At 45.1% G+C, this 20011-nt stretch carries 22 protein-coding genes and 1 tRNA gene; 14 read left to right on the top strand and 9 right to left on the bottom strand.

Going from position 1 to position 20011, the window contains the following annotated elements:
* Nucleotides 1-361: 361 nt before the first annotated feature.
* Together pgi and AC5JBY_RS16060 are read left to right on the top strand one after the other, a co-directional pair.
* The gene (pgi, locus tag AC5JBY_RS16065; RefSeq protein WP_495905638.1) at nucleotides 362-2014 is read left to right on the top strand and encodes a glucose-6-phosphate isomerase; all 1653 of its coding nucleotides are present in this window, start codon (nucleotides 362-364) and stop codon (nucleotides 2012-2014) included.
* Between the two features lie 48 nt (nucleotides 2015-2062).
* Entirely contained in the window at nucleotides 2063-2491 is a 429-nt protein-coding gene (locus AC5JBY_RS16060) for a hypothetical protein (RefSeq protein WP_495905637.1), read from the top strand.
* 322 nt (nucleotides 2492-2813) lie between these two features.
* On the opposite strand, the gene AC5JBY_RS16055 is transcribed toward AC5JBY_RS16060, so the two are convergent.
* From AC5JBY_RS16055 to AC5JBY_RS16045, 3 genes are all read right to left on the bottom strand, one after another.
* Nucleotides 2814-3254, bottom strand: coding sequence for a DUF3276 family protein (locus AC5JBY_RS16055; RefSeq protein WP_495905636.1), 441 nt, complete (start codon nucleotides 3252-3254; stop codon nucleotides 2814-2816).
* A gap of 124 nt (nucleotides 3255-3378) precedes the next feature.
* The gene (locus tag AC5JBY_RS16050; protein WP_495905635.1) at nucleotides 3379-5211 is read right to left on the bottom strand and encodes an ABC transporter ATP-binding protein; all 1833 of its coding nucleotides are present in this window, start codon (nucleotides 5209-5211) and stop codon (nucleotides 3379-3381) included.
* A 135-nt stretch (nucleotides 5212-5346) separates the two neighbouring features.
* A complete protein-coding gene (locus AC5JBY_RS16045) occupies nucleotides 5347-6345 on the bottom strand; it encodes an MBL fold metallo-hydrolase (protein WP_495905634.1) in 999 nt (332 codons plus the stop codon).
* Nucleotides 6346-6838: 493 nt separating this feature from the next.
* Here AC5JBY_RS16045 and AC5JBY_RS16040 point away from each other — a divergent pair, with 493 nt between their 5' ends.
* From AC5JBY_RS16040 to AC5JBY_RS16000, 9 genes are all read left to right on the top strand, one after another.
* The gene (locus AC5JBY_RS16040; RefSeq protein WP_495905633.1) at nucleotides 6839-7306 is read left to right on the top strand and encodes a pyridoxamine 5'-phosphate oxidase family protein; all 468 of its coding nucleotides are present in this window, start codon (nucleotides 6839-6841) and stop codon (nucleotides 7304-7306) included.
* 187 nt (nucleotides 7307-7493) lie between these two features.
* Complete coding sequence (locus AC5JBY_RS16035; RefSeq protein ID WP_495905632.1) at nucleotides 7494-7940, top strand: response regulator; 447 nt, start codon at nucleotides 7494-7496, stop codon at nucleotides 7938-7940.
* Between the two features lie 186 nt (nucleotides 7941-8126).
* Entirely contained in the window at nucleotides 8127-8657 is a 531-nt protein-coding gene (locus AC5JBY_RS16030; protein ID WP_495905631.1) for a hypothetical protein, read from the top strand.
* An 86-nt stretch (nucleotides 8658-8743) separates the two neighbouring features.
* Nucleotides 8744-9640 (top strand): alpha/beta fold hydrolase, encoded by an 897-nt coding sequence (locus tag AC5JBY_RS16025; RefSeq protein WP_495905630.1) that lies wholly within the window; start codon nucleotides 8744-8746, stop codon nucleotides 9638-9640.
* Between the two features lie 111 nt (nucleotides 9641-9751).
* Nucleotides 9752-10816 (top strand): NADPH dehydrogenase NamA, encoded by a 1065-nt coding sequence (gene namA / locus AC5JBY_RS16020; RefSeq protein WP_495905629.1) that lies wholly within the window; start codon nucleotides 9752-9754, stop codon nucleotides 10814-10816.
* Nucleotides 10817-11437: 621 nt separating this feature from the next.
* Nucleotides 11438-12520 carry a hypothetical protein gene (locus AC5JBY_RS16015; RefSeq protein ID WP_495905628.1) on the top strand — a complete coding sequence of 361 codons (1083 nt, stop codon included), beginning with the start codon at nucleotides 11438-11440 and terminating at the stop codon, nucleotides 12518-12520.
* On the top strand, nucleotides 12517-12984 hold the full coding sequence (locus AC5JBY_RS16010) for a T6SS immunity protein Tdi1 domain-containing protein (RefSeq protein WP_495905627.1): 468 nt from the start codon (nucleotides 12517-12519) through the stop codon (nucleotides 12982-12984). The genes AC5JBY_RS16015 and AC5JBY_RS16010 overlap by 4 nt, the downstream gene beginning before the upstream one ends.
* Before the next feature lie 208 nt (nucleotides 12985-13192).
* Nucleotides 13193-13277: transfer RNA gene (locus AC5JBY_RS16005), tRNA-Ser, on the top strand.
* 263 nt (nucleotides 13278-13540) lie between these two features.
* Nucleotides 13541-14758: a site-specific integrase gene (locus AC5JBY_RS16000; protein ID WP_495905626.1), complete on the top strand. Its 1218-nt coding sequence runs from the start codon at nucleotides 13541-13543 to the stop codon at nucleotides 14756-14758.
* 32 nt (nucleotides 14759-14790) lie between these two features.
* Here the strand turns inward: AC5JBY_RS16000 and AC5JBY_RS15995 are convergent, their stop codons facing one another.
* The 3 genes from AC5JBY_RS15995 to AC5JBY_RS15985 all read right to left on the bottom strand — a co-directional run bounded on the left by AC5JBY_RS15995 (nucleotide 14791) and on the right by AC5JBY_RS15985 (nucleotide 16049).
* Nucleotides 14791-15492: an ATPase gene (locus AC5JBY_RS15995; protein ID WP_495905625.1), complete on the bottom strand. Its 702-nt coding sequence runs from the start codon at nucleotides 15490-15492 to the stop codon at nucleotides 14791-14793.
* Nucleotides 15485-15622 (bottom strand): hypothetical protein, encoded by a 138-nt coding sequence (locus AC5JBY_RS15990; protein ID WP_495905624.1) that lies wholly within the window; start codon nucleotides 15620-15622, stop codon nucleotides 15485-15487. The genes AC5JBY_RS15995 and AC5JBY_RS15990 overlap by 8 nt, the downstream gene beginning before the upstream one ends.
* 205 nt (nucleotides 15623-15827) lie before the next feature.
* Nucleotides 15828-16049, bottom strand: a complete 222-nt coding sequence (locus tag AC5JBY_RS15985) for a helix-turn-helix transcriptional regulator (RefSeq protein ID WP_495905623.1) — start codon at nucleotides 16047-16049, stop codon at nucleotides 15828-15830.
* Nucleotides 16050-16434: 385 nt separating this feature from the next.
* Here AC5JBY_RS15985 and AC5JBY_RS15980 point away from each other — a divergent pair, with 385 nt between their 5' ends.
* Genes AC5JBY_RS15980 through AC5JBY_RS15970 form a run of 3 tightly spaced genes read left to right on the top strand, consistent with a single transcriptional unit; the run spans nucleotide 16435 to nucleotide 17901 of the window.
* A complete protein-coding gene (locus tag AC5JBY_RS15980) occupies nucleotides 16435-16944 on the top strand; it encodes an RNA polymerase sigma factor (RefSeq protein WP_495905622.1) in 510 nt (169 codons plus the stop codon).
* 16 nt (nucleotides 16945-16960) lie between these two features.
* The gene (locus AC5JBY_RS15975) at nucleotides 16961-17512 is read left to right on the top strand and encodes a hypothetical protein (RefSeq protein ID WP_495905621.1); all 552 of its coding nucleotides are present in this window, start codon (nucleotides 16961-16963) and stop codon (nucleotides 17510-17512) included.
* An 11-nt stretch (nucleotides 17513-17523) separates the two neighbouring features.
* A complete protein-coding gene (locus AC5JBY_RS15970; protein WP_495905620.1) occupies nucleotides 17524-17901 on the top strand; it encodes a SymE family type I addiction module toxin in 378 nt (125 codons plus the stop codon).
* 114 nt (nucleotides 17902-18015) lie between these two features.
* Here AC5JBY_RS15970 and AC5JBY_RS15965 read toward each other — a convergent pair whose 3' ends face one another.
* The 3 genes from AC5JBY_RS15965 to AC5JBY_RS15955 form a co-directional block, all read right to left on the bottom strand.
* Nucleotides 18016-18567 (bottom strand): hypothetical protein, encoded by a 552-nt coding sequence (locus AC5JBY_RS15965; protein ID WP_495905619.1) that lies wholly within the window; start codon nucleotides 18565-18567, stop codon nucleotides 18016-18018.
* A 27-nt stretch (nucleotides 18568-18594) separates the two neighbouring features.
* Complete coding sequence (locus AC5JBY_RS15960) at nucleotides 18595-19527, bottom strand: relaxase/mobilization nuclease domain-containing protein (protein WP_495905618.1); 933 nt, start codon at nucleotides 19525-19527, stop codon at nucleotides 18595-18597.
* 89 nt (nucleotides 19528-19616) lie between these two features.
* Complete coding sequence (locus AC5JBY_RS15955; RefSeq protein ID WP_495905617.1) at nucleotides 19617-20009, bottom strand: plasmid mobilization protein; 393 nt, start codon at nucleotides 20007-20009, stop codon at nucleotides 19617-19619.
* Between the last annotated feature and the right edge of the window lie 2 nt (nucleotides 20010-20011).

Genomic DNA, 20011 nt, shown 5'->3' with positions numbered 1-20011 from the left:
GCTGAAAGCCTCTTAATAGGGCTTCGAGGCTACAAGCCTCGAAGAGCCAAAAAAGGGCGGCCGCAGGACCACCCAATGCTACTAAACAAAAAGAGCTTATTATAACAATTACACCTGTAAAAACCGTAGTATAAGCAGGATCACGGTTGAGGGTCAGGCGAGCCGTAATTCTTTGTTCGCTGTTCCGATCCAAGGCGATATGAACCGGTCGCGCAATTAAGACTGATATGAAGTAAATATTATTTTTTATGGTGAACAACAGTTGCACTGCTTATTTTACCGTTGTACAGGTTATCACTTACGATTTTGTAAAGGGGAATATTGAAACGCTTCGTTATTTTTGAAATCAATACTATTGGATATGTTACCAACTATTAAACCGCATCGTACCAAGGCCTGGGGTAAATTAGAAGATCATTATAAGAAGATCAGCAAGACTCACCTGCGTGAGTTGTTTGAAGAAGACCCTGAACGCTTCCGCAAGTTTTCTCTGCAGCTGGAAGATATTTTGTTCGACTATTCCAAGAACAGGATCTCCGAGAAGACTGTTCAATTGTTGCTGGACCTGGCTGAAGAGTGCGAGTTGGATAAAGCCATCTCTGCCATGTTCTCCGGTGATATCATTAATGCTACTGAAAAGCGGGCTGTGTTACATACGGCACTGCGTAATTTCTCCGGCCAACCGGTGCAATCGGAAGGCAAGGATGTGATGCCTGATGTGCAGGCTGTGTGGCAGCAAATGCGCAACTTCTGTAATCGTGTTCACAGTGGTGAATGGACTGGCTATACCGGTAAGAAGATCCGTTATATCGTGAATATCGGTATCGGTGGTAGTGATCTTGGTCCTTATATGGTGACTGAAGCGCTGAAGCCTTACTGGGTGGAAGGTATGCAGGTATATTTTGTATCGAATGTAGATGCTACGCATATTGCGGAGACTTTCAAAAAGATCAATGCCGAAGAGACTTTGTTCCTCATCGCTTCGAAGACTTTCACTACGCAGGAAACGATGACGAATGCTCAAACGGCCCGTTCCTGGTTCCTGAAATTCGCTGGCGATGAAGCGCATGTTGCGAAGCATTTTGCTGCGCTTTCTACCAATGAAAAGGAGGTGACGAAGTTTGGTATCGATAAGGCCAATATGTTTGGTTTCTGGGATTGGGTTGGTGGCCGCTACTCTCTGTGGAGCTCCATCGGCCTGTCTATTGCATTGACCATCGGTTATGATAATTTCGAGCAATTGTTGAAGGGTGGTCATGCTACTGATAATCATTTCCGCTCTACTTCTTTCGATCAGAATATTCCTGTTATCATGGCCCTGGTTGGACTGTGGTATACTGATTTCTTCGGCTCTCAAACGGAGGCTATCCTCCCCTACGATCAATATCTGCATCGTTTTGCGGCTTATTTCCAGCAGGGTAATATGGAAAGTAATGGTAAGAGTGTAGACCGCAAAGGCAAGCCAGTGAGTTATGCTACCGGTCCTGTGATCTGGGGCGAACCTGGCACCAACGGGCAACATGCTTTCTACCAACTGATCCATCAGGGTACGGTCCTCATCCCCTGCGATTTCATCGCTCCTGCTATCAGCCACAATCCTATTGGCGACCATCATGCCAAGTTGTTGTCGAACTTCTTTGCGCAGACTGAGGCTTTGATGAATGGTAAGACTGAGAAGGAAGTGAAAGCCGAGTTGAAAAAGGCGGGCAAAAGTGAAGAAGAGATCGAGGAATTGACTCCCTTCAAAGAGTTTGCCGGCAACCGGCCTACCAACTCGATCCTGGTCAAAAAGATCACTCCTTACACGCTGGGTCAATTGATCGCGCTGTATGAGCACAAGATCTTTGTTCAGGGTATTATCTGGAACATTTTCAGCTTCGACCAATGGGGTGTAGAGCTGGGTAAGCAATTGGCTAATAACATCTTACCTGAGCTGCAGGATGATAAGCCGGTGAAGGGGCATGACTCTTCCACGAATGGCCTGATCAATGCCTGGAAAAAAATGAAGGGGTAGTTTATGTAATCTGCGTAATTCGTGCATCGGTCTCTAAAAGCCCTTTGTATGAAACGTTGTATCCTTTTAGTTTTCCTGCTTTCCGCGGTGTCTTTAGTGATGGCCCAGCAGCCGCTTTCTCTGGATGTTCAGAAAAGGCTGGCCGAGCGGCAACGTCTGTATGCTGAGCCTGGCGCCAACGGGGCTGTGGTCAAAGTGCTGCCTTTACGTGATACCGGTAAAGTGGAGTTATTACAGAAGTTGCTGGAGGCTGAACGTGTGAAACAGGGTGGCCTGGTAAAAGGGACTTATTCTCATACTACAGCGCGTGGTAAGGTGTATACACTCAGTCCAGATAATATGCCTTGCCTGGTGACTGACATGAAGGCAGTGGCGCCGATGCCGACCGGGGGCGGTGTGATCGTCGATGATAAGATGAACAGGTTTCCCAGGCAGCGGATCATTCCTAAAGAAGATAAAGCTAAGGAGAAGGAGTAGTGGGTTCTGAGTCGGGCGTTCAGCGTTGGGCTAAAGCCCTAAGAAAATATTAATCATAGTGTCCCGGCCCTAAAGGGCCGGGCAATTTTTTTTCTTCGATAACCATCTTGTCTTTGCCCCTTTCTTTGTTAGGGCCAAAGGCCCTGGAATAGAGCTGCGAGGCTGCAAGCCTCGCAGAGCAAACATTTTTCTTTGCTTCGTTGCTTTTGGTCTGGCTGCCTGGAGCGGTCCCGCGGAGCGGGATAGACTCTGACCGGTAATGAAAAAAGCTCCCGGGAGGGAGCTTTCAATATTGTAATGTACAGTTGAGTAAGGGTTATTATTACCATTTGTCTACTTCATCACTGGCAGCGGCAGCGGTTGTGGTGCCATTGCTGGAGGGAGTAGCTGTTGCAACAATCACTTCTTCTGCAGCTTCAACGTCAACATCTACAGCAACATCTGCAGTGTCTTCACCTTCTGCCACCTGATCATGGTTGTAGGCGTCGAAATCAAAGTTGGGCATCAGGTCGGTCTTAACGTAGTCTACTGCTTCGGTCAACGCTTTCAGGAACTTGTTGAAGTCTTCTTTGTACAAGAAGATCTTGTGCCTGTCATAACCATTTTCGTTGAATTTTTTGCGACTCTCAGTAATGGTGATGTAGTAATCGTTACCGCGGGTAGCTCTCACATCGAAGAAGTAGGTTCTTCTTTTTCCAGCCCTGATGCGTTTGCTATAAACGCTTTCCATTCTTTTGTCATTGTTTTCGTACGCCACAGTCATTTAAAGTTTTGCAGTTTAATAATTGGCAATTCTACAAAAAAGCAGTCACAAATATAATATTGTTTTGGAACCGACAAAATTTCCGGGCATTTAATTGGGCAATGACATGAAATATTTTGTATGATCATCTCTCCTCGGCCATGTCTTCACGTTCCTGCTGCTGTTGTTCATACAAATAAGTGTAATATCCGTTACGTGATAGTAATTCATTATGTGTGCCCATTTCTTTGATGGTACCATCCTCTATCACGACGATCTTATCGAAGTCAAATAAGGTAAAAATCCGATGCGTAATGATGATCGCGGTCTTGTCTTTAAGGAAGAGTCCGAGGTTGCCGAGTATCTCCTTTTCTGTTTTAGCATCTACTGCGCTGAGGCAATCATCGAATACAACAATCTGTGGGTCTTTGATCAGTGCGCGGGCAATGGAGATGCGTTGTTTTTGTCCTCCACTGAGTGTTACTCCCCGCTCTCCTACCATGGTTGTATAACCCCCATGGAAACCCTGAATTTCTTTTTCTACGCTTGCATAGCGGGCGGCCTGCTGGACCATGGGCTCCGGTGTTTCGCCCAATCCGAAGCTGATGTTGTTGGCAATGGTATCGCTGAAGAGGAACACATCCTGGGGTACATAGCTGATCTGTTTGCGCAGGCTTTGCAGGTCCATGTCGCTCACTTTTACGCCATCGATGGTGATGTTGCCTGCAGTGGGATCGTACATGCGCAGGAGGAGTTGTGCGATGGTGGTTTTGCCGGAGCCTGTGTGACCAATGATGGCCACCTTCTGCCCTTTTTGGATGGTGAGATTAAAATGTTTTAATGCCTGGATGCCGGTGTTGGGATATATGAAGTCTACCTGATCGAAAACAATATGTCCGTGCAACACAGTGTTGGCTGGTTTGGCAGGGTTGACGATTGCCGACTCCGTATCGAGGAACTCATTGAGCCTTTTTTGTGATGCGGAAGCGCGCTGGATCATGCTGGCCGTCCAACCAATGGCGCTCACCGGGAAGGTGAGCATATTAATATACATTACAAACTCTGCAATGGTACCGATGCCTACATCGTGGGTGCCATAGATGGCGTATATGCCGCCAATCATGATGGTGAAGAGTGTGCTGAGGCCAATGATGAGTGTCATGGAAGGAAAATAGATGGCTTCCATTTTGGCCAGCCCGATGGCGTTGTTTTTATAGTCTTCGCTGTTCTTTTCGAAGAAGCCATACATCGCATTTTCCTGCACAAAGGATTTGATGACACGGATGCCTGAATAGGATTGTTGTGCATTGGTGGTGAGATCGGACAGGAGTGATTGTATGTGTTCGCTCCTCTTGTGTATGATGTTGTTGACCACATAGATCGTGATGGCCAGTATCGGTAATGGCGCTAGTACATAGAGGGTGAGCAGCTTGTCTTTGTTGATCATGTAGTAGAGTGCCAGGCCGATCAGTGTTACCAGGTTGATGAGGTACATGATGGCGGGCCCGGTAAACATGCGCACACGGCTCACATCTTCGGATATACGACTCATCAGGTCGCCGGTATTGTGTGTCTTGTAGAAGTTGGTGTCGAGCTTCAGGTAGTGTTTGAATACTTCGTTCTTCTGGTCGAATTCGATGTGGCGGCTCATGACGATGATGGTTTGCCGCATGAGGAACATGAAGATGCCGCGTATGAGTGCCAACACCAGGATCGTAATACCGCAGAGTGCTACTACGGAAATGCCTTTGTATTGCTCTGCAAACCTGATGAACCAGTTGACCAGCCAATCGTATTCCGGATGGGATTTTTCTTTGACGGCTACGCCTAATGATCGCTGCACGACTTCAAACACATAGCCGGTAACTTGTGGGGCCAGTATGGCAAAGTAGTTGGATATAATGATGAAGAGGATGCCTAATCCCAGTCTCCAGCGGTACTTCCAGAAGTATTTATTGATCGCCTTTAGGTGCTTCATGACTTTTTAAGATAGAAATCACTCTATTGAGTGGGTTGCAAAGATATGTAGAAAGGGATCAAGGCAAACAGGCAACAAGGCAGCGAGTGAATACCTTTAACTTTCTTTCAACGTTCCCCTCTTTACCAGGGCCTTCTACTGTTCCCACCAGCGGTTTATATATTCTGTTCCTGTGACGGTGACTGGTTCGCCGGGACGGGGGGCGAATAGCCGGATGCCTTTTTCGGTGGCTGTTTTGAGGAGTGTTTCGATGGGTTCTTTCCAGGCGTGGAGGGCGAGGTTGAAGGTGCCCCAGTGGATGGGCATCATCAGTTTTCCTTTCAAGGCCAGGTGGGCTTCTGCTGCATGGATGGGTCCCATGTGTATGTCGGCCCAATATGTGTTGGATGCTCCTATTTCGAGCATGGTGAGGTCGAATGGGCCATAGGCCTGGCCAATATCGGCAAAGCCGCTGTACCAGCCAGAATCGGCGCCGTAGTAGATGTTGTGTTGGCTGCTGCGGATGGCAAAGGATGACCAGAGGGTCTGGAACCTGTTTAAGAGGCTTCTGCCTGAGAAATGACGGGCGGGAAGGGCCGTGAGGGTTAAATCATTGGCCACGGTGACCTGATTGGTCCAATCCATTTCTGTGATGCGTTCGCGTGCTATTCCAAACTGCTCCAGGTAGCGGCCTACTTTGAGGGAGGTATAGAAGGAGAGTTTAGTGTTGCTGCTAAACCAGCGGATGGTGGCTGCGTCGAGGTGGTCGTAGTGGTCGTGTGATATAATAATAGCGTCGAGTGGCGGGAGGTCTTTGAGGGCAATGGGGGGCGCAAAGAATCGATGGGGGCCTATAAATGTTGAAAAGGAGGCGCGGTTGCTCCATACGGGGTCTGTAAGGATGCGTTTGCCGTCTATTTCGATGAGTAATGTACTGTGGCCTATCCAGGTGATGCGCAGTCCTGTGGCCGGTGGCGTTTGATATATGTTGGTATCGGTTGTAAAGGGGCCTGGTTTGTGGCGGGGGATTACTTCGTTTTTATTGCGCAGGTAGGCCATGAGCACGCGGGCCATGCCTCCTTCCGACATTACTGCTGTGGGTACGGGGTTCTGAAACTTGTTGCCTTCTTTGCGGGCTGTGTGCAGTGTGCTCATGGTGCAATGTACTGTTTTGGAGGGAGAACAATCAAATAAGAGGGAAGGTTTGGGTATTGGGCTAAAGCCCGAAAAGACCAACTTGATGCTGTTCCCGGCCCTGAAGGGCCGGGCAATTCCTTTTGCTTCGAATTCACATTTTTCGAGTCTTTTACTTCGCAAGCAGATTTCTCACTCCGCCGTTACAGTCTACTTTTTTATTGTCCCGAATGGCTCTGTTCGAAATGACAAACTCTTCGATAGCCCCTCGAGAAGCTCAGGGTGACAGCAATTCAGAGGCAGTCTGCGGCGGAATGGCAGGCGGTTTTTAAGTGGTTTTGGGGCTTCCGGAGGGTTATTTTGGAAAAGCTGTCCGTTTTTGGGAATGGCATTTGGCGGGGCGGATCTGCAATGGGCTAATTTCCAGTGTTCTGTGTTTTGGTATGCCGGTTGTCTTATCTGGCACAACGGACAATTCACAAACATTAACCAAGGACAGTTTAAAACGGACATTATGATCACCAAATTCTTCACACAACAGGACACACTGGACACTGCCATCGAATTGAGAACTCAGATCATGGAACTGGGCTCGGCTCTCTTCTTTTCCGAGAACGAATCATTACTGAAATTGCCTGTGCACGTTATCAATAACGTACAGGTTGATGATGACAATCAAATCTGGTTCCTGATCCAACGGCCTACTCAAGCGCTTACGGAGTTTGATGCCGAGTTACCTGCGAAACTGGAGTTCTTCAAGAAGGGTATGTCTTACCACATTAAAGTTCAGGGTGTCGCTTCTATCGTTGACAGTAATACCAAAGTGAAAGAATTGGCTGGTACTGATGGACCGCATATCAAATCTCTTGTTGCGATCAAGGTTGTAATCAAGAACAGTGAAGTATTTAGCACTGCTACTCCTAAACCTGCTTCAGGCTGGCTTCAGCAAACAAAAGCATTGAGCAACTTCTTCTTCTCATAAGCGGAAACAAGGGGAATTCATGTGTAGCGGATTTACATGGATTCCCCGTTTTTATTGCACGATTAACGTGGCATTAAAAATAGTATTACGAATATCTCCTATAAGCTCCTCTTCTTGAAAAAAATCATCATGCATTGTCAGTATTAGTTGGTATGTTGCAGTATCTTCATTCATTAAATACTGGCACATGATCAATCAAGAGGAGAATAGTTGGGATGTAGTTTTGGCAGAAGACGACAAAGATGATGTACTAATCTTTGAACTGGCAATTGAAAAAGCACGCATACTTATCAATCTACGTCATGCAATAGATGGAGATAAATTGTTTCTTTTACTCAAGGAAGCCATTCCCGATATTATTTTCCTCGATATCAATATGCCTTGTAAAGATGGCGTGACCTGTATCTCTGAGATACGCCAGAATCCCGAGTACAACCATGTACCGGTGATCATGTATACTTCCTACAATCACTCTCAAAAGGTTGAAGCTGCCTACAAGAATGGCGCAAATTTTTACCTGCTCAAGACTGAATCGATCGTTGATCTCGCAGAAAACCTGAAAAGGATCTTCACTGTAGAATGGAAGCGGTATATGTATTATCCGCCCATCAATCAATTTATCGTTGGTAATTAATCGGCAATGTCGGCAGTGGCGGCAATCGGCAATGCTTATGCTTCGTTAGCTGATGTCTTGCCTGTCAATCATTGATGGATAATGGCTATTCACTCAAGTGGGGCTCCCTCATTTGAGTGATTGATCTGCTTTTGCTTCTCCGGTAGTTTTGGTGTTTTGTTTTCCACCACTAAAAAATGACTAACCATGAAGCAAACATTCTCCATCCTTACCTTATTGTGCGTATTGGCTATTTCGGCAACTCAATGTAAGAAAGGCGATACAGGACCGCAGGGTCCTCCGGGCACAGCCAATGTGATCTACTCAGAATGGTTTACCCCGAGTCCATACATCAAGGATACGATCTTTGGTATCTGGGGATTCAAGTACAACAAGGCTGCTCCTTTGATCACGCAGCAAATTCTCGACAGTGGCTCTGTGCTTACGTTTGGCAAGTTGTTGGGGTATAATCCTGCTGTGTGGCCCACTAACGTAGTGCAGCAATTGCCGATCCAGATTACTTACAAACAGAGTGGTAATACGAACACCGATACCTGGAGCTCGCGTGTGTCGCCGGGTAATGTGCAGATCCGCTTTGTGAATGATTTCAATGAGTATAATGTTATCGCTACTCAACATCAGTTCAGGTATATCATCATTCCTGGCGGGGCCAAAGGTGTGCGGATGGCCAGGCGCTCGTATGAGGAGATATGTAAAGAATATGGTATTCCGGAATGATGAGCAGGGAAGCGTGAAAGGTTAAAAGTATGCTGGAATTCCTTTCACGTTTCCTTTTTAGCAGGGTTTTGAGTATATTGGGAGGGATGAAGCGATTGCTTATCCTTTTTACAACATTACCTCTTATTCTTTTACTGAACTGTAGACAGCCGGTTGCTCAGATCATACAATCTTCTGGTTCTATACAGGCTGGTAACTTCTCCATATATTATCAACGTACGGGCTATGGCAAACCTCTCGTGTTGCTGCATGCGGGGCTGCAGGATCATAGCATGTGGGATGAACAGGTGAAAGCCTTGTCGGCCACTTATGAAGTGATCACTCCCGATCTCCCCTATCATGGCCAGACCACTGGCGCCGATACTAACTTGCTGGGCTGTGATGTAATTAAAATTCTTCTCGACAGTTTGCGTATGCAACTAGTGTCTATTGGTGGTTCTTCGATTGGCAGTATGGTGGCGCAGGATTTTGTTATTGCTTATCCTGAACGGGTTGATAAGGCGATCTTTGTTTCGCCGAGCATCAACGCTAATGACTTGCCTGTCGACTCGGTGAGCAAGGCCCGGTATAACTTGTTTATGCAGGCGTATGATAAAAAGGATACGGTGAAAGCTGTCCGTGCATTCACCAGGATCTGGGCTACCGGGCTCCGCGAAGAAAAACCCGACAGCGTGCGCGCCAAGATGGAACAACAGGTATTCAACACTACATTGGCCAATCTACGGCATTATAAAATGGGAACCGGGCCACGGTTGCAGTCCTCCCCTCCTGCGTTTGAGCGACTTTCCTCTATTAAAAAGCCGGTATTAATAATAGATGGTGATAAGGATCTTCCTTTGATCTCTTATTGTGCAGGCGTCCTGGAAAAGAAGATACCGGGTGCTGTGCGTAAAACCATACCTGGCACTGCGCATATGCTCAATATGGAAAAGTCTGCGGCGTTCAATGATCTTCTGCTTGATTTTTTAAAGAATGGGAAATAGCAAGTGTATTGTGTATCCAGTATTCGGAAAACATAATCCATGAAAGAGGCTATAGAATGTGGCTGCGCGCCAGCGAAAAAAGCCATAGCTTGCAAGCATATTGTGTCTGTTATGTCAAAGTTGTTTTCTCCACTGGAAATAAAGGGTGTGCGGTTCAAGAACAGGATCGTGGTGTCTCCTATGTGTCAGTATTCTTCGAAGGATGGATTTGCTACTGACTGGCATCTTGTGCATCTGGGCAGCCGTGCTGTTGGCGGGGCTGGACTGATTATCACAGAGGCTACAGCAGTGTCGCCGGAAGGGCGTATCTCTCCTGATGACCTGGGCATCTGGAAGGATGCGCATATTGAACAATTGCAACGGATCACTTCTTTTATCAGTGAGCAGGGTTGTGTGCCTGGTATTCAGCTGGCGCATGCCGGCCGCAAGGCCAGCACGGATGTGCCGTGGAGAGGGCGTGGTAAAGTGGATGTGGCGCATGGTGGCTGGACAGTGGTTGCCCCTTCTGCGTTATCTTTTTCTGACAGTTATCCTATGCCTGAAGCGCTGGATAAAGCTGGCATACAAAAAGTGATCGATGATTTTAAAGCTGCTGCGGAGCGGGCTTTGCGTGCGGGTTTCAAAGTGATTGAGGTGCATGGGGCGCATGGCTATCTTGTTCATCAGTTCTTTTCTCCGCTCAGCAATCAGCGTACGGATGAATATGGTGGTAGTTTTGAGAACCGCACGCGGTTGTTGTTTGAGATCATTGATGGTATTCAAACGGTGTGGCCTGCTGAGCTTCCTTTGTTTGTTCGTATCTCTGCTACTGACTGGGTGGATGGTGGCTGGAACGCTGATGAGGCAGTAGCATTGGTACGTTTGTTGAAAGAAAAGGGTGTTGATCTCATCGATGTTTCATCCGGTGGCTTGTCTCTTCATCAACATATTCCTGTTGGACCTGCGTATCAGGTGCCTTTTTCTTCGCGCATCAGAAAGGAAACGGGGATCATGACTGGTACTGTTGGCCTGATCACCGATGCATTGCAATCGGAGACCATCTTAGTGAATGGTGATGCCGATATGATCATTATGGCGCGGGAGCTGTTGCGTAATCCTTATTTCCCGTTGCAGGCCGCGCATGTGTTGAAGGCGGAGACAAAGTGGCCGGTGCAGTATGAAAGGGCGAAGTTGTAGCAGGCAACGAGGCAATAAGGCATTGAGGCAACGAGGGTGTTGATGTACCGGATACTTTCAGTTTTTTTAATGTCGTCTTTGTGCTTTTTTTTGTACCTTACTGTTGTATGAATTATAGCGGTTTATATTTCAATTCTTCTGTCTTCTCTCCTACTGGTGCTCAACATGCTGAGCATGCATTTCCGCGTCCAGCCTTCATTTGATAGTTGTTCCCTTGCCTCTGTCTTGCTATTATCTTGCTACTGTCTTGTCTCTGGCTTCCTTCTGTAAGTCTTGATCTTTTGAACATCCTGCAAGGATCTCTATCTGAACCACGATTCATTGGATTTAGTGGATTGGATGGAAAATTCTAACGCATATATACAGCGTTTGGGCCCGATGGTATTTTGTCGCGGTTATTTCAGCGCTATCAAATTGAAACCGAATTTTTTTGGCCGGACAAAACGGTAATTTCGGTCAATTCGACCATTTTCGGTCATAACGGACAGTGATGATTTGGAAATTATTAGATAAGCTTCGAGCTTTGCTGTGGTTGATGGGTTGATGGGTTGACAAGTTGATGAGGGGAAACCAATCTTAGCTATATCCAATATCTATTTAATAAACTAACATCTTACGATTATGGCCAGGGTTATTGGCTTATTCAAGCTTCGCGGGTCGATCGATGATCTGACGTTCCGCCAAACACAGGACGGTATTATTGCCGGCATGAAGCCCGGCCCTACGCGGGAGCGGGTAATGTCGCATGAAAATTTCTCGCTTACGCGGCGCAATGCGGAAGAGTTTCAACTGGCTATCAAGGATGCGAAGTTGTTGCGTCATGCAATGGGCATGGTGCTGGATGGGCGAACGGGGTCGAGCATGAATGGTTTGTTTTACAAGGCCGCCCGGCGTGATGATACGAACGATCTTGGTTTCAGGCGTGCCGCGCAGGGAGATATTGGTGTGCTGACTGGTTTTGATTTCAATAAGCAATTGTCGCTGGAGTATGCATTGCCTGTGCCATTGATTCATTCGCTGGATGTGGGGGCCGGAACGTGTAAGGTGGAGGCGCCTTCTTTTGTTGCCCGGAAGCGGAAGGGTTTTCCTGCGGAAGCTACTCATTTCCGGTTGGTGTCGACGATGGTGGTCATTGATTTCGGGCGAAGAAAATATGAACAGGTCATCGAGCGGAGTGAATTGCTGCCGTTGAGGAAGAAGACGCCGGGAGCGATTGGCTTTGAGCACAAGCTGGAAGTGGCCGATGGACAGGTGGCGGTGCAGGTATTGGGGATGGATTTTTATAAGGTGGTGGATGGGCAGGAGGTGTTGGTGAAAGGGAGTGCGATGCGGATGGTAGAGGTGGGGAAGAAAGTCGAGCGTTCTGAGTTCAGAGTCGGGAATAAAGGCCTCGAGGCAGAAAGGCAAGGAGGCAACGAGGTAGTGCTAAAAGACGAAACACAAATTGAAGACAATGTATGTGAGTCGAGCTTGTTGGTGTGTGACGACACGGGCCAAGGCGGAGGCTTGTTGGTTCTTGAGGGTACAGATCAACATGTGGATGTCGGGCGTCCGGAGTTGAGCTCCGTGCGGAAGGAAGATTTAATTCCTGTGGACATGGAGCAAAGCGGCAACCCGGAGTCTGAAGATTCGGAGTGTGCGCTTCGTTGGTGTTACGATATTTTATCGGAAATGCCTGCTATATTTGAAGACAGTTTGTTATGAATATAGATGTAACTATAAATATTGCAGGTATCGATTTCGACAATGTTTTGTCGAGCTGGAAATGGCGCATTCCCAATGTCCAATCTGTGGTGCTGGTTTCTTGTCTGGGAGATGTATTTTATGTGGGGGATGATGGTGGGATTTACTGGCTGCAGACTGATTGTGGGGATTTAACGCGGATAGCTGATGACCTGGCTCAATTTGAACAATTTCTTCATGATGAAGAGAAGGTTGATGACTGGTTTCTGCCCGGATTGGTAGAAAAGCTGGTCAACGCCGGTAAAGTATTGAAGGCGGGACAGGTTTATAGCTATCTGAAGCTTCCTGTGATTGGCGGCACTTACGCTGTGGAAAACATAGCACCTACAGATGTGGATGTTCATTTTACCTTCTCTGGCCAGATCTGTGAACAGATCAAGAACCTGCCTGACGGGACGAAAGTGAAGGTGAATTATAAAAAGTGAGGGTGATCCCACCTACCCTCCTATCTCCGTTAAAATAGTTTGCTGGTTATTTTTTCATCATACGATGGGGTTGAAAATGCCGCGTGTAGCGGTTTCTGCGCTTTTTCCCGGGCTCCGGAGGAGGCTGTTTTTCCGGTATAAATCACTGACTTAAAATAATTTCTGTGATTTTTTTGGCATGAATTAATTCTAATACTACTTTCGCGCCGGAGAGATGGCAGAGCGGTTTAATGCGGCGGTCTTGAAAACCGTTGACTGTAACAGGTCCGGGGGTTCGAATCCCTCTCTCTCCGCTGAAATCAATTAAGTTAGATCAACTAATAGTAATAAAGCCTGCAAAATCAATGATTTGCAGGCTTTTTGCTTTTTTAGCCTTCCTGCACTTTACTCCATTTTATGGCCTATGTCCAGCGCGTCATTCGTGGCGTCTTATCAAACTTTACAAAGACGCGCAAAACTTGACGCAAACGGCAGATTATTAACACTTTGTAAGAACTGAACTCGATTTATTCACTGCGCCACCGGCGTAATTTGAAAACCTTTAAAGTGTTGTAAAATGGAAAAGAGTTTCGGTTTAATTTTCTTCATCAAGAAGCCCAAAACAGCTAATTCGAGCGAGTATTTTATCTATTTGAGAATTACTGTTAATGGCAATTCATGTGATGTAAGTACAAAAAGGAAATGGGCTCCGGAAAAATGGAATATCCAGGCAGGGAGGGCTGAAGGAAAAACAGAAGCTGCCAAATCTCTCAATTCATACCTGGAAGTGCTTCAGCGAAAAGTATACGACTTACGAAAGCGTTTGGAAGATGATAGTCATCCGGTGACGGCTGAAAATATCAAAATGCTTTTGCAAGGCGATAAAATCAAGGTACACAGGTACATGATCATGGAAATCTTTAAGCAGCATAATGAGCAGATGGCTGCTTTAGTGGGTAGTGAATATTCTGCCGGGACGCTTGAACGATACGAGACGTCGATGCGGCATACGCGATCCTTCCTTCAATGGAAATATAAAGTGGATGATATGGATATTACTCAGCTCAATTATGAGTTCATCAGTGAATATGAGTTTTGGCTGAAAAGTGTGCGCAAGTGCAGTCACAACCCGTCTATGAAGTACCTCAGCAATTTCCGCAAGATCGTTAACCGGTGTATACGAAATGGCTGGCTGCAGAAGGATCCGTTCTTGGGCTTTAAAATGACCAAGCGTGAGGTGGAAAGGACTGCTCTAACAGAGTTGGAATTGGAGGCAATTACAGCCCTCTCCTTCCCTACTGAGCGGCTACGATTGGTTAGAGATATTTTCCTATTCAGTTGCTACTCGGGGTTGGCTTATGCCGATGTGAAAAAGCTGAAGCGGTTGGAGATCATAATCGGCATTGATGGAGAAAAATGGCTGGTGAGCAAAAGACAAAAGACGGATATTTCAGCTCGTATTCCCTTGCTACCCCTTGCATTAAAAATTATTGAGCAGTATACCGACCATCCTCAATGCCTTTTCCAAGACAGGGTATTGCCGGTTTTGAGTAATCAAAAAATGAATGCCTACTTGAAAGAAATAGCTGATAAGGCAAGTCTTCATAAAAACCTCACTTTCCATATTGCCCGACATACTTTTGCTACAACCATTACCTTGAGTAATGGTGTTCCGATTGAAACGGTTTCCAAAATGCTCGGCCACCGTAATTTACGTACTACACAACATTATGCGAAAATTCTAGATAAGAAGATAAGTGAAGATATGAAGGCGGTGAGGGAGAAGTACCAATGATGTGTAATGTGGAATGGCTAATGCCATAGAAGTCATCGTCTTGGCTTATTCTTTTTAACGCTATCAGGTCTTAAAAGTTTGTCACGTCGTAATAGTTTAAGCTCTATAGTGGCTTTGTTGACAATTTCCGGAAGGTATTTCTGAAACCATTCTGGAAGTTTTTCCTTTTCGGAAGCTAAGGTTACATTCAAACTACTCATCTCTGCGAGAAGCTTTGGAATGAGTGTTGATGTATCAAAAACCATGAAAGAGTCGAGGAGTGAAAGATGGCGGTTCAGTTGATGTAGATTTCCATAGAAATTATTTTCAATCATGAGTCTCGGTACATTATGGCCACCATCTTTAGCACGTTCCAGTACGCGAAGTTCAGACTGGTCGGTATTACTTAGTCCAAAGAAGATAAGATGAATAGCATATCCTTCTTTTTTGAAAAGGCGGGGAACATCCCAAGAACTATCTTCAGTGAAATGGCCCTCGTAGACAAAATGTTTTTTCTCACGAATTGCTGTATCAACTAGTCGGTCAAACGTTGCAATAACATATTCGTTAGCTATTTCCCGAATTTGTTTGTCAACCCTCATACCAGATTTCCAGAGCTCTAAATGCTTTTGCAAGTACAATTTATCACCATCGAAGATTGGAGAATCTGCGAGAACTCTTGCTGGAATATAATCCTGTCCAATGGTGGATTTGCCGGCACCGTTTGAGCCGGTAATGATATACAAATCAGGCATGGAATGGAGTTAGGCCCAGGGAAATGCGCAATTGCGCCGCTTCATCTTTCGAAAGCTCACGCACCACTTTGAAATCGGTACCTGAATCGTTGATTTGCTCTATTCTTATGGTACCGTCTGAGTATTCCATATAACATTGAAACGAAGGAAGATCAGGAGAATTAATCATAAAAGGCTTCCCACGTTTCAACTTGCTCAGCCGAACTTTTAGAATAGTACTGTGTCCGATACTTGCCAACCTTTGTCCCTGCGTCATCTTATCTTTGTTTGTATCAAATTTAAGCAAATAATATTTCGCATTAGGCCGTATCTCGTGAATTTATTCAATAATTGATTCATCTCTTAATTAGGTGTGCGTTAGACTCAATCAAGTCTTTTATGTCTACTTTAAGAATTAGGGAAATATCATAAAGTACGGTTAATGGAGGCTGTTTTGTGTTAGAAGCCCACCGTGATATCATGCCTTCGGTATAGCCAAGTTTTTCCGCAAGCCATTTGTTAGTCAAGTCCTTTTCTGCCAATACTATTTTAATTCTGTTTATTTTTCGTTCAGCCATTTAGGTATTCTTTTCTGGCTGAAAATTAATTAGTTGTAATTTTAATAACAATTATTGCGCTATAAGCGCAATTAATATCATTATTAATGATTAATATTGCGTTTATAATCAAGCACAAATATGTGTATCTACTATCAGGATGATTAGTTTGACATAGTTACTTTTGCAAGCACATAAGATATTTAAGCGTGTTTGCTTTATTCTCGTCTCGAACTGCGACATTCAAGATCCCGAGAAGTAAGGTAAATCGCTCACGCCATTGCGTGGGCGTTCTTATTCGGGATAGGGTGTCGCAGCCCTCGAGACGGTAAGGACCAACCCACGCAATTTTTATGTCCTTACTCATCCTTCTCTCTCCTCTTCTACTATTTCCAATGGTGTTAATATGAAAAGCTATTCTATCAATGATCAGCTATTGATTGATCTGCTTATCCGGCGAGATACTCAAGCATTCAAGCTTCTTTATGATACCTACTCTCCCAGCCTGCACGGTAGTATAATCGATATTGTAGCTAATAAAGAACTGGCAGCTCAAATCTTGGAAAGGGCATTCTTCACAGCCTGGGAAACCATCAACAGTTATGATCAAAGCAAACAAAACCTGTTTACCTGGATGCTGCACATTGCCCGGCGTATTTCCATTGAAACCCTACGCTCTATTAATGCATGGCCATCCGCATCACAATTAGAAAAAATCGCCGGAGGACTGCGTACTATATTAAAAGATATGGATAGCGGTCAAAGGCGGGTGATCGAGTTAATGTATTATCAAGGGTTCTCTAAAAGTCAGGTTGCGGAAACCCTCCATATTTCGCTCGATACTGTAAACAATTTATTCAATCAGGGCATGGCACAACTTCATCTCAGATTGGATGCTTATACCAATCAGCAATAAATACATCATTCATAATATGCATCCTGTAATTGATCAGAAAAACGAACTTTTACCATATGCTGCGTTGGTCAGACCGATGGATGTTTTAATCTTAATATTTGACAAAGTGTATTTAAAAGATATTAATTCGGCTATGTCATATCTCCTTACCGCAGCTATACCAAAATGTGATTCGAAAAAAGAGCAAACACAGTTCAGAAAATTTAATCGATGGCAGCAAATGTTATTTCGCACACTGCATGTTATTTATTGTGATAAAAAGACACAGCTATTAAGTGGAAGCAAAACATTGAAGGCATCACCAATTTCTTTTATTAAGTCGGAAACTAATAAAAAGATTGTGATATCCTCCATGCATCATCCTACGGAACTTTTAAAGAAGTTATTAAAGGCCTGCCCCGCTAATTATGCAAGAATACGCTTATGGGATTGGATGGATAGAGGCCTTTCAAATCAAGCAATTTATAAATCCCAAGCTGATCGAGATGCAATATTATACTACTATCAACTATGTGCTGCCTTAATTGCCGCTGCACATGGCCTTGACAATCCTTTTATTGATTATTAATTTATATAACAATGGAAATACCATCGTTTGATCCATACCCGAAAGATTATGCTGATGAGGTTGTCGTAAAAAGTATAGGACATATCACTCAAAAATCACGAAAAATTCAGGAAATCCTTGAATATAACCTGGAAGTCAAAAAGATGTTCAGGGATAAAGTAGCTGTCAGGAATCTTGCTATTGCCTCCCATTTTTATGACTTAAAGTATGGTTATGGTCATCGTCCAAGCATACGTTTGAATGGGAGGTGGCTGGAAAATTGGGGATTTACGATTGGTGATAGAGTGAGTGTAATCACCCTGCCCAGACTACTCATCCTGACGCCGCAAGAAGTTTCAAGGACCGTTCCACTCACTACCGGACTGCCACCTAAGCAGTACAGACTGTAAGGCAGCCAAAAAAGCCCGGTTTTAATCCGTACCTGGGTATCACTACGTCCGCAGATTGGGGGATCTGTGGTTTCAGCGGCAGGGGAATAACCAATTTGGTTACTTCCCCTGTTTTTATTCCGGCAGCAACCAACTCTTTTGCCATGCCGAATCCATCTTACGCCGAGCTGTTTTTGATTCACGCTCGTACAGATAATTCCAGGCTTTTCTGTATTGATTTGTTTCCAGTTCTTTTTCCCTTACTGACTGGCTCCGATCAATATATTGCTTACCCAAAGAAAAGAGGTACGTGGCTACTGTGACCAGCACCAGCCAGCCTATTACCCGACTAAACACGATCCGGTAATATTCACCGGCATTGTATTCCGGGAACAATTGCACCCGAAATTGCCTAACCACTGCTTTGGGTTGTTGGCGGATTGTCTCATGGATTGCATCAATTCCACCCTTCAAGGTCACTTTATAAGCACCCCGGTCATCGGCCAGCTTTTGGTCCGTTGCCGTCCATTTTTGTTCCAGCTTGGCTTGCCGATGGATGAGCGTATCAATAGAAGTTTGTTGCTGCTGAATGGCATTGATCAATTCCTGCTGCTGCTCTCCATATTCCTGTAAAACCATCTTAATGGTCTTTTCGTCCAGGTAATCTTCTCCACTATAATTATCCATTGATAGTTTACATTTTATCCGTAATCGTTACAGCTTATGCTTTCTTTTTTTCTTCTTTTTCTTTTTCATTTCTTCCCGTTGCCAATCCGGGGTAACGCCTTCCTGCTGTTGCTGGGCAGGAGCCATCAATTCAAAAATTAGCGTATTAAGCGCTTTTTGATATTGGAAGGATAAAGATTGATGCAGATTACTTAATCCTCCCTGATCATGCTGTACATATTTTCTTTGCAAGATCTCCCCATTATTGGAAGTAGCACCAGTATTGACGGGTTGCTTAATCCGGGCCATTTGCTCGAACGTTTGCTGTTTGAATAACTTTTGTTTCAGTTCGAATATTTGTTCGATTTTTCGCAAAGGGAAGCCAACCTCACTGCCTTTTATTCTGACTTGCTTATCGTCAATAAAAGCGATTCCACGTGCCTTGAGTACCTGGTATCCTAATGCTTTCATCTGATTCTCGAATTCACGATAGCCTGAAACTGCTTGCAAAGTCTGCTGAATGTGCCTTTTCAGGTTCTCCTTACGACTGTCCAGCCTGGGCAATACTCTTTCCTCATTCGACAAAAAAGGCCGGGGACTGAGTACCTGTTTCAGGTCGTGCTTTAGTTCCATTTTCCGGCAGAATTCAGCTGTTCTCTTGAAACTGTTGCTGTCGCTTACCGTTCGTTTATTAAACCCTACCCTGTTGACTACAATATGCAAATGCTGCTGATTGGTATCTTTATGGAGAATGGCTACAAACTGATTATTTGCGAAACTCATCTCACGGGCACAATCTTCACACAACTCCATCAGTTTGTCCTTGCCGAGTATTTCTCCCGGCGCCAGGCTCAACATTATGTGCAAGACTGGTTTGGCAAGTTTGGGATTAAGCTGCCGGACATCGTTGAACTGGCGTAATAATTCCTTTTCTGTTCCTCCGCAATGGTTGTACATAATTACCTCTGAACGGTCTTTCATTAGATGTTCTCCAGGTTTAGCCTTTTGTTTGTCGTGCAGGCAATAAGCAAGACAACCGCGAAAAGATTTTCCAGTAATAAACTTACCAATCATTGCAGATAGTTTTTAATGTTCCAGACGAGTTGCTTTACCTGCCCGGAGAGGGTTTGTAATTGGGCTCTTTCAACGGCATTGAGTGGCTCGACGCCATTTCGTTTTTTGGCGATCTGGTTGAGGTTGGCGGCGGTGTGATTGAGCGTTCCGGTAAGCTGCAAAACTTCTGCGGGAAGGTACTTTTCATATCTGTCAATTTTACCGGCCAGCCCCATTTGTCGCAGGTATTCTGATACCGAAAGATTGGCGAGTCCTGCTTTTTCTTCGATCAGTTTTCGCTCTTCAGTAGAACATTTTACGCCCAATAACTGGTCTTTTTTATCGGTGGCTTTGGGCCTGCCGCCTTTGTTTTTTGTAGTTGCTTTCTTCTCCTCCATATCCTTCTTCACAT

This window comes from Paraflavitalea sp. (genome assembly GCF_059502485.1).
This window is presented reverse-complemented; position numbering and strand designations above follow the sequence as displayed.

Coding starts and splice junctions, on each gene's coding strand:
- AC5JBY_RS15990 (WP_495905624.1), bottom strand. CDS start 15,622: ATGGAATACTCAGACGGTACCATAAGAATAGAGCAAATCAACGATTCA.
- AC5JBY_RS16035 (WP_495905632.1), top strand. CDS start 7,494: ATGATCAATCAAGAGGAGAATAGTTGGGATGTAGTTTTGGCAGAAGAC.
- AC5JBY_RS16050 (WP_495905635.1), bottom strand. CDS start 5,211: ATGAAGCACCTAAAGGCGATCAATAAATACTTCTGGAAGTACCGCTGG.
- AC5JBY_RS16030 (WP_495905631.1), top strand. CDS start 8,127: ATGAAGCAAACATTCTCCATCCTTACCTTATTGTGCGTATTGGCTATT.
- AC5JBY_RS15965 (WP_495905619.1), bottom strand. CDS start 18,567: ATGGATAATTATAGTGGAGAAGATTACCTGGACGAAAAGACCATTAAG.
- AC5JBY_RS16060 (WP_495905637.1), top strand. CDS start 2,063: ATGAAACGTTGTATCCTTTTAGTTTTCCTGCTTTCCGCGGTGTCTTTA.
- AC5JBY_RS15985 (WP_495905623.1), bottom strand. CDS start 16,049: ATGGCTGAACGAAAAATAAACAGAATTAAAATAGTATTGGCAGAAAAG.
- AC5JBY_RS15975 (WP_495905621.1), top strand. CDS start 16,961: ATGCATCCTGTAATTGATCAGAAAAACGAACTTTTACCATATGCTGCG.
- AC5JBY_RS16055 (WP_495905636.1), bottom strand. CDS start 3,254: ATGACTGTGGCGTACGAAAACAATGACAAAAGAATGGAAAGCGTTTAT.
- pgi (WP_495905638.1), top strand. CDS start 362: ATGTTACCAACTATTAAACCGCATCGTACCAAGGCCTGGGGTAAATTA.
- AC5JBY_RS16010 (WP_495905627.1), top strand. CDS start 12,517: ATGAATATAGATGTAACTATAAATATTGCAGGTATCGATTTCGACAAT.
- AC5JBY_RS16040 (WP_495905633.1), top strand. CDS start 6,839: ATGATCACCAAATTCTTCACACAACAGGACACACTGGACACTGCCATC.
- AC5JBY_RS15960 (WP_495905618.1), bottom strand. CDS start 19,527: ATGAAAGACCGTTCAGAGGTAATTATGTACAACCATTGCGGAGGAACA.
- AC5JBY_RS16045 (WP_495905634.1), bottom strand. CDS start 6,345: ATGAGCACACTGCACACAGCCCGCAAAGAAGGCAACAAGTTTCAGAAC.
- AC5JBY_RS15995 (WP_495905625.1), bottom strand. CDS start 15,492: ATGCCTGATTTGTATATCATTACCGGCTCAAACGGTGCCGGCAAATCC.
- namA (WP_495905629.1), top strand. CDS start 9,752: ATGTCAAAGTTGTTTTCTCCACTGGAAATAAAGGGTGTGCGGTTCAAG.
- AC5JBY_RS16015 (WP_495905628.1), top strand. CDS start 11,438: ATGGCCAGGGTTATTGGCTTATTCAAGCTTCGCGGGTCGATCGATGAT.
- AC5JBY_RS16025 (WP_495905630.1), top strand. CDS start 8,744: ATGAAGCGATTGCTTATCCTTTTTACAACATTACCTCTTATTCTTTTA.
- AC5JBY_RS15980 (WP_495905622.1), top strand. CDS start 16,435: ATGAAAAGCTATTCTATCAATGATCAGCTATTGATTGATCTGCTTATC.
- AC5JBY_RS16000 (WP_495905626.1), top strand. CDS start 13,541: ATGGAAAAGAGTTTCGGTTTAATTTTCTTCATCAAGAAGCCCAAAACA.
- AC5JBY_RS15970 (WP_495905620.1), top strand. CDS start 17,524: ATGGAAATACCATCGTTTGATCCATACCCGAAAGATTATGCTGATGAG.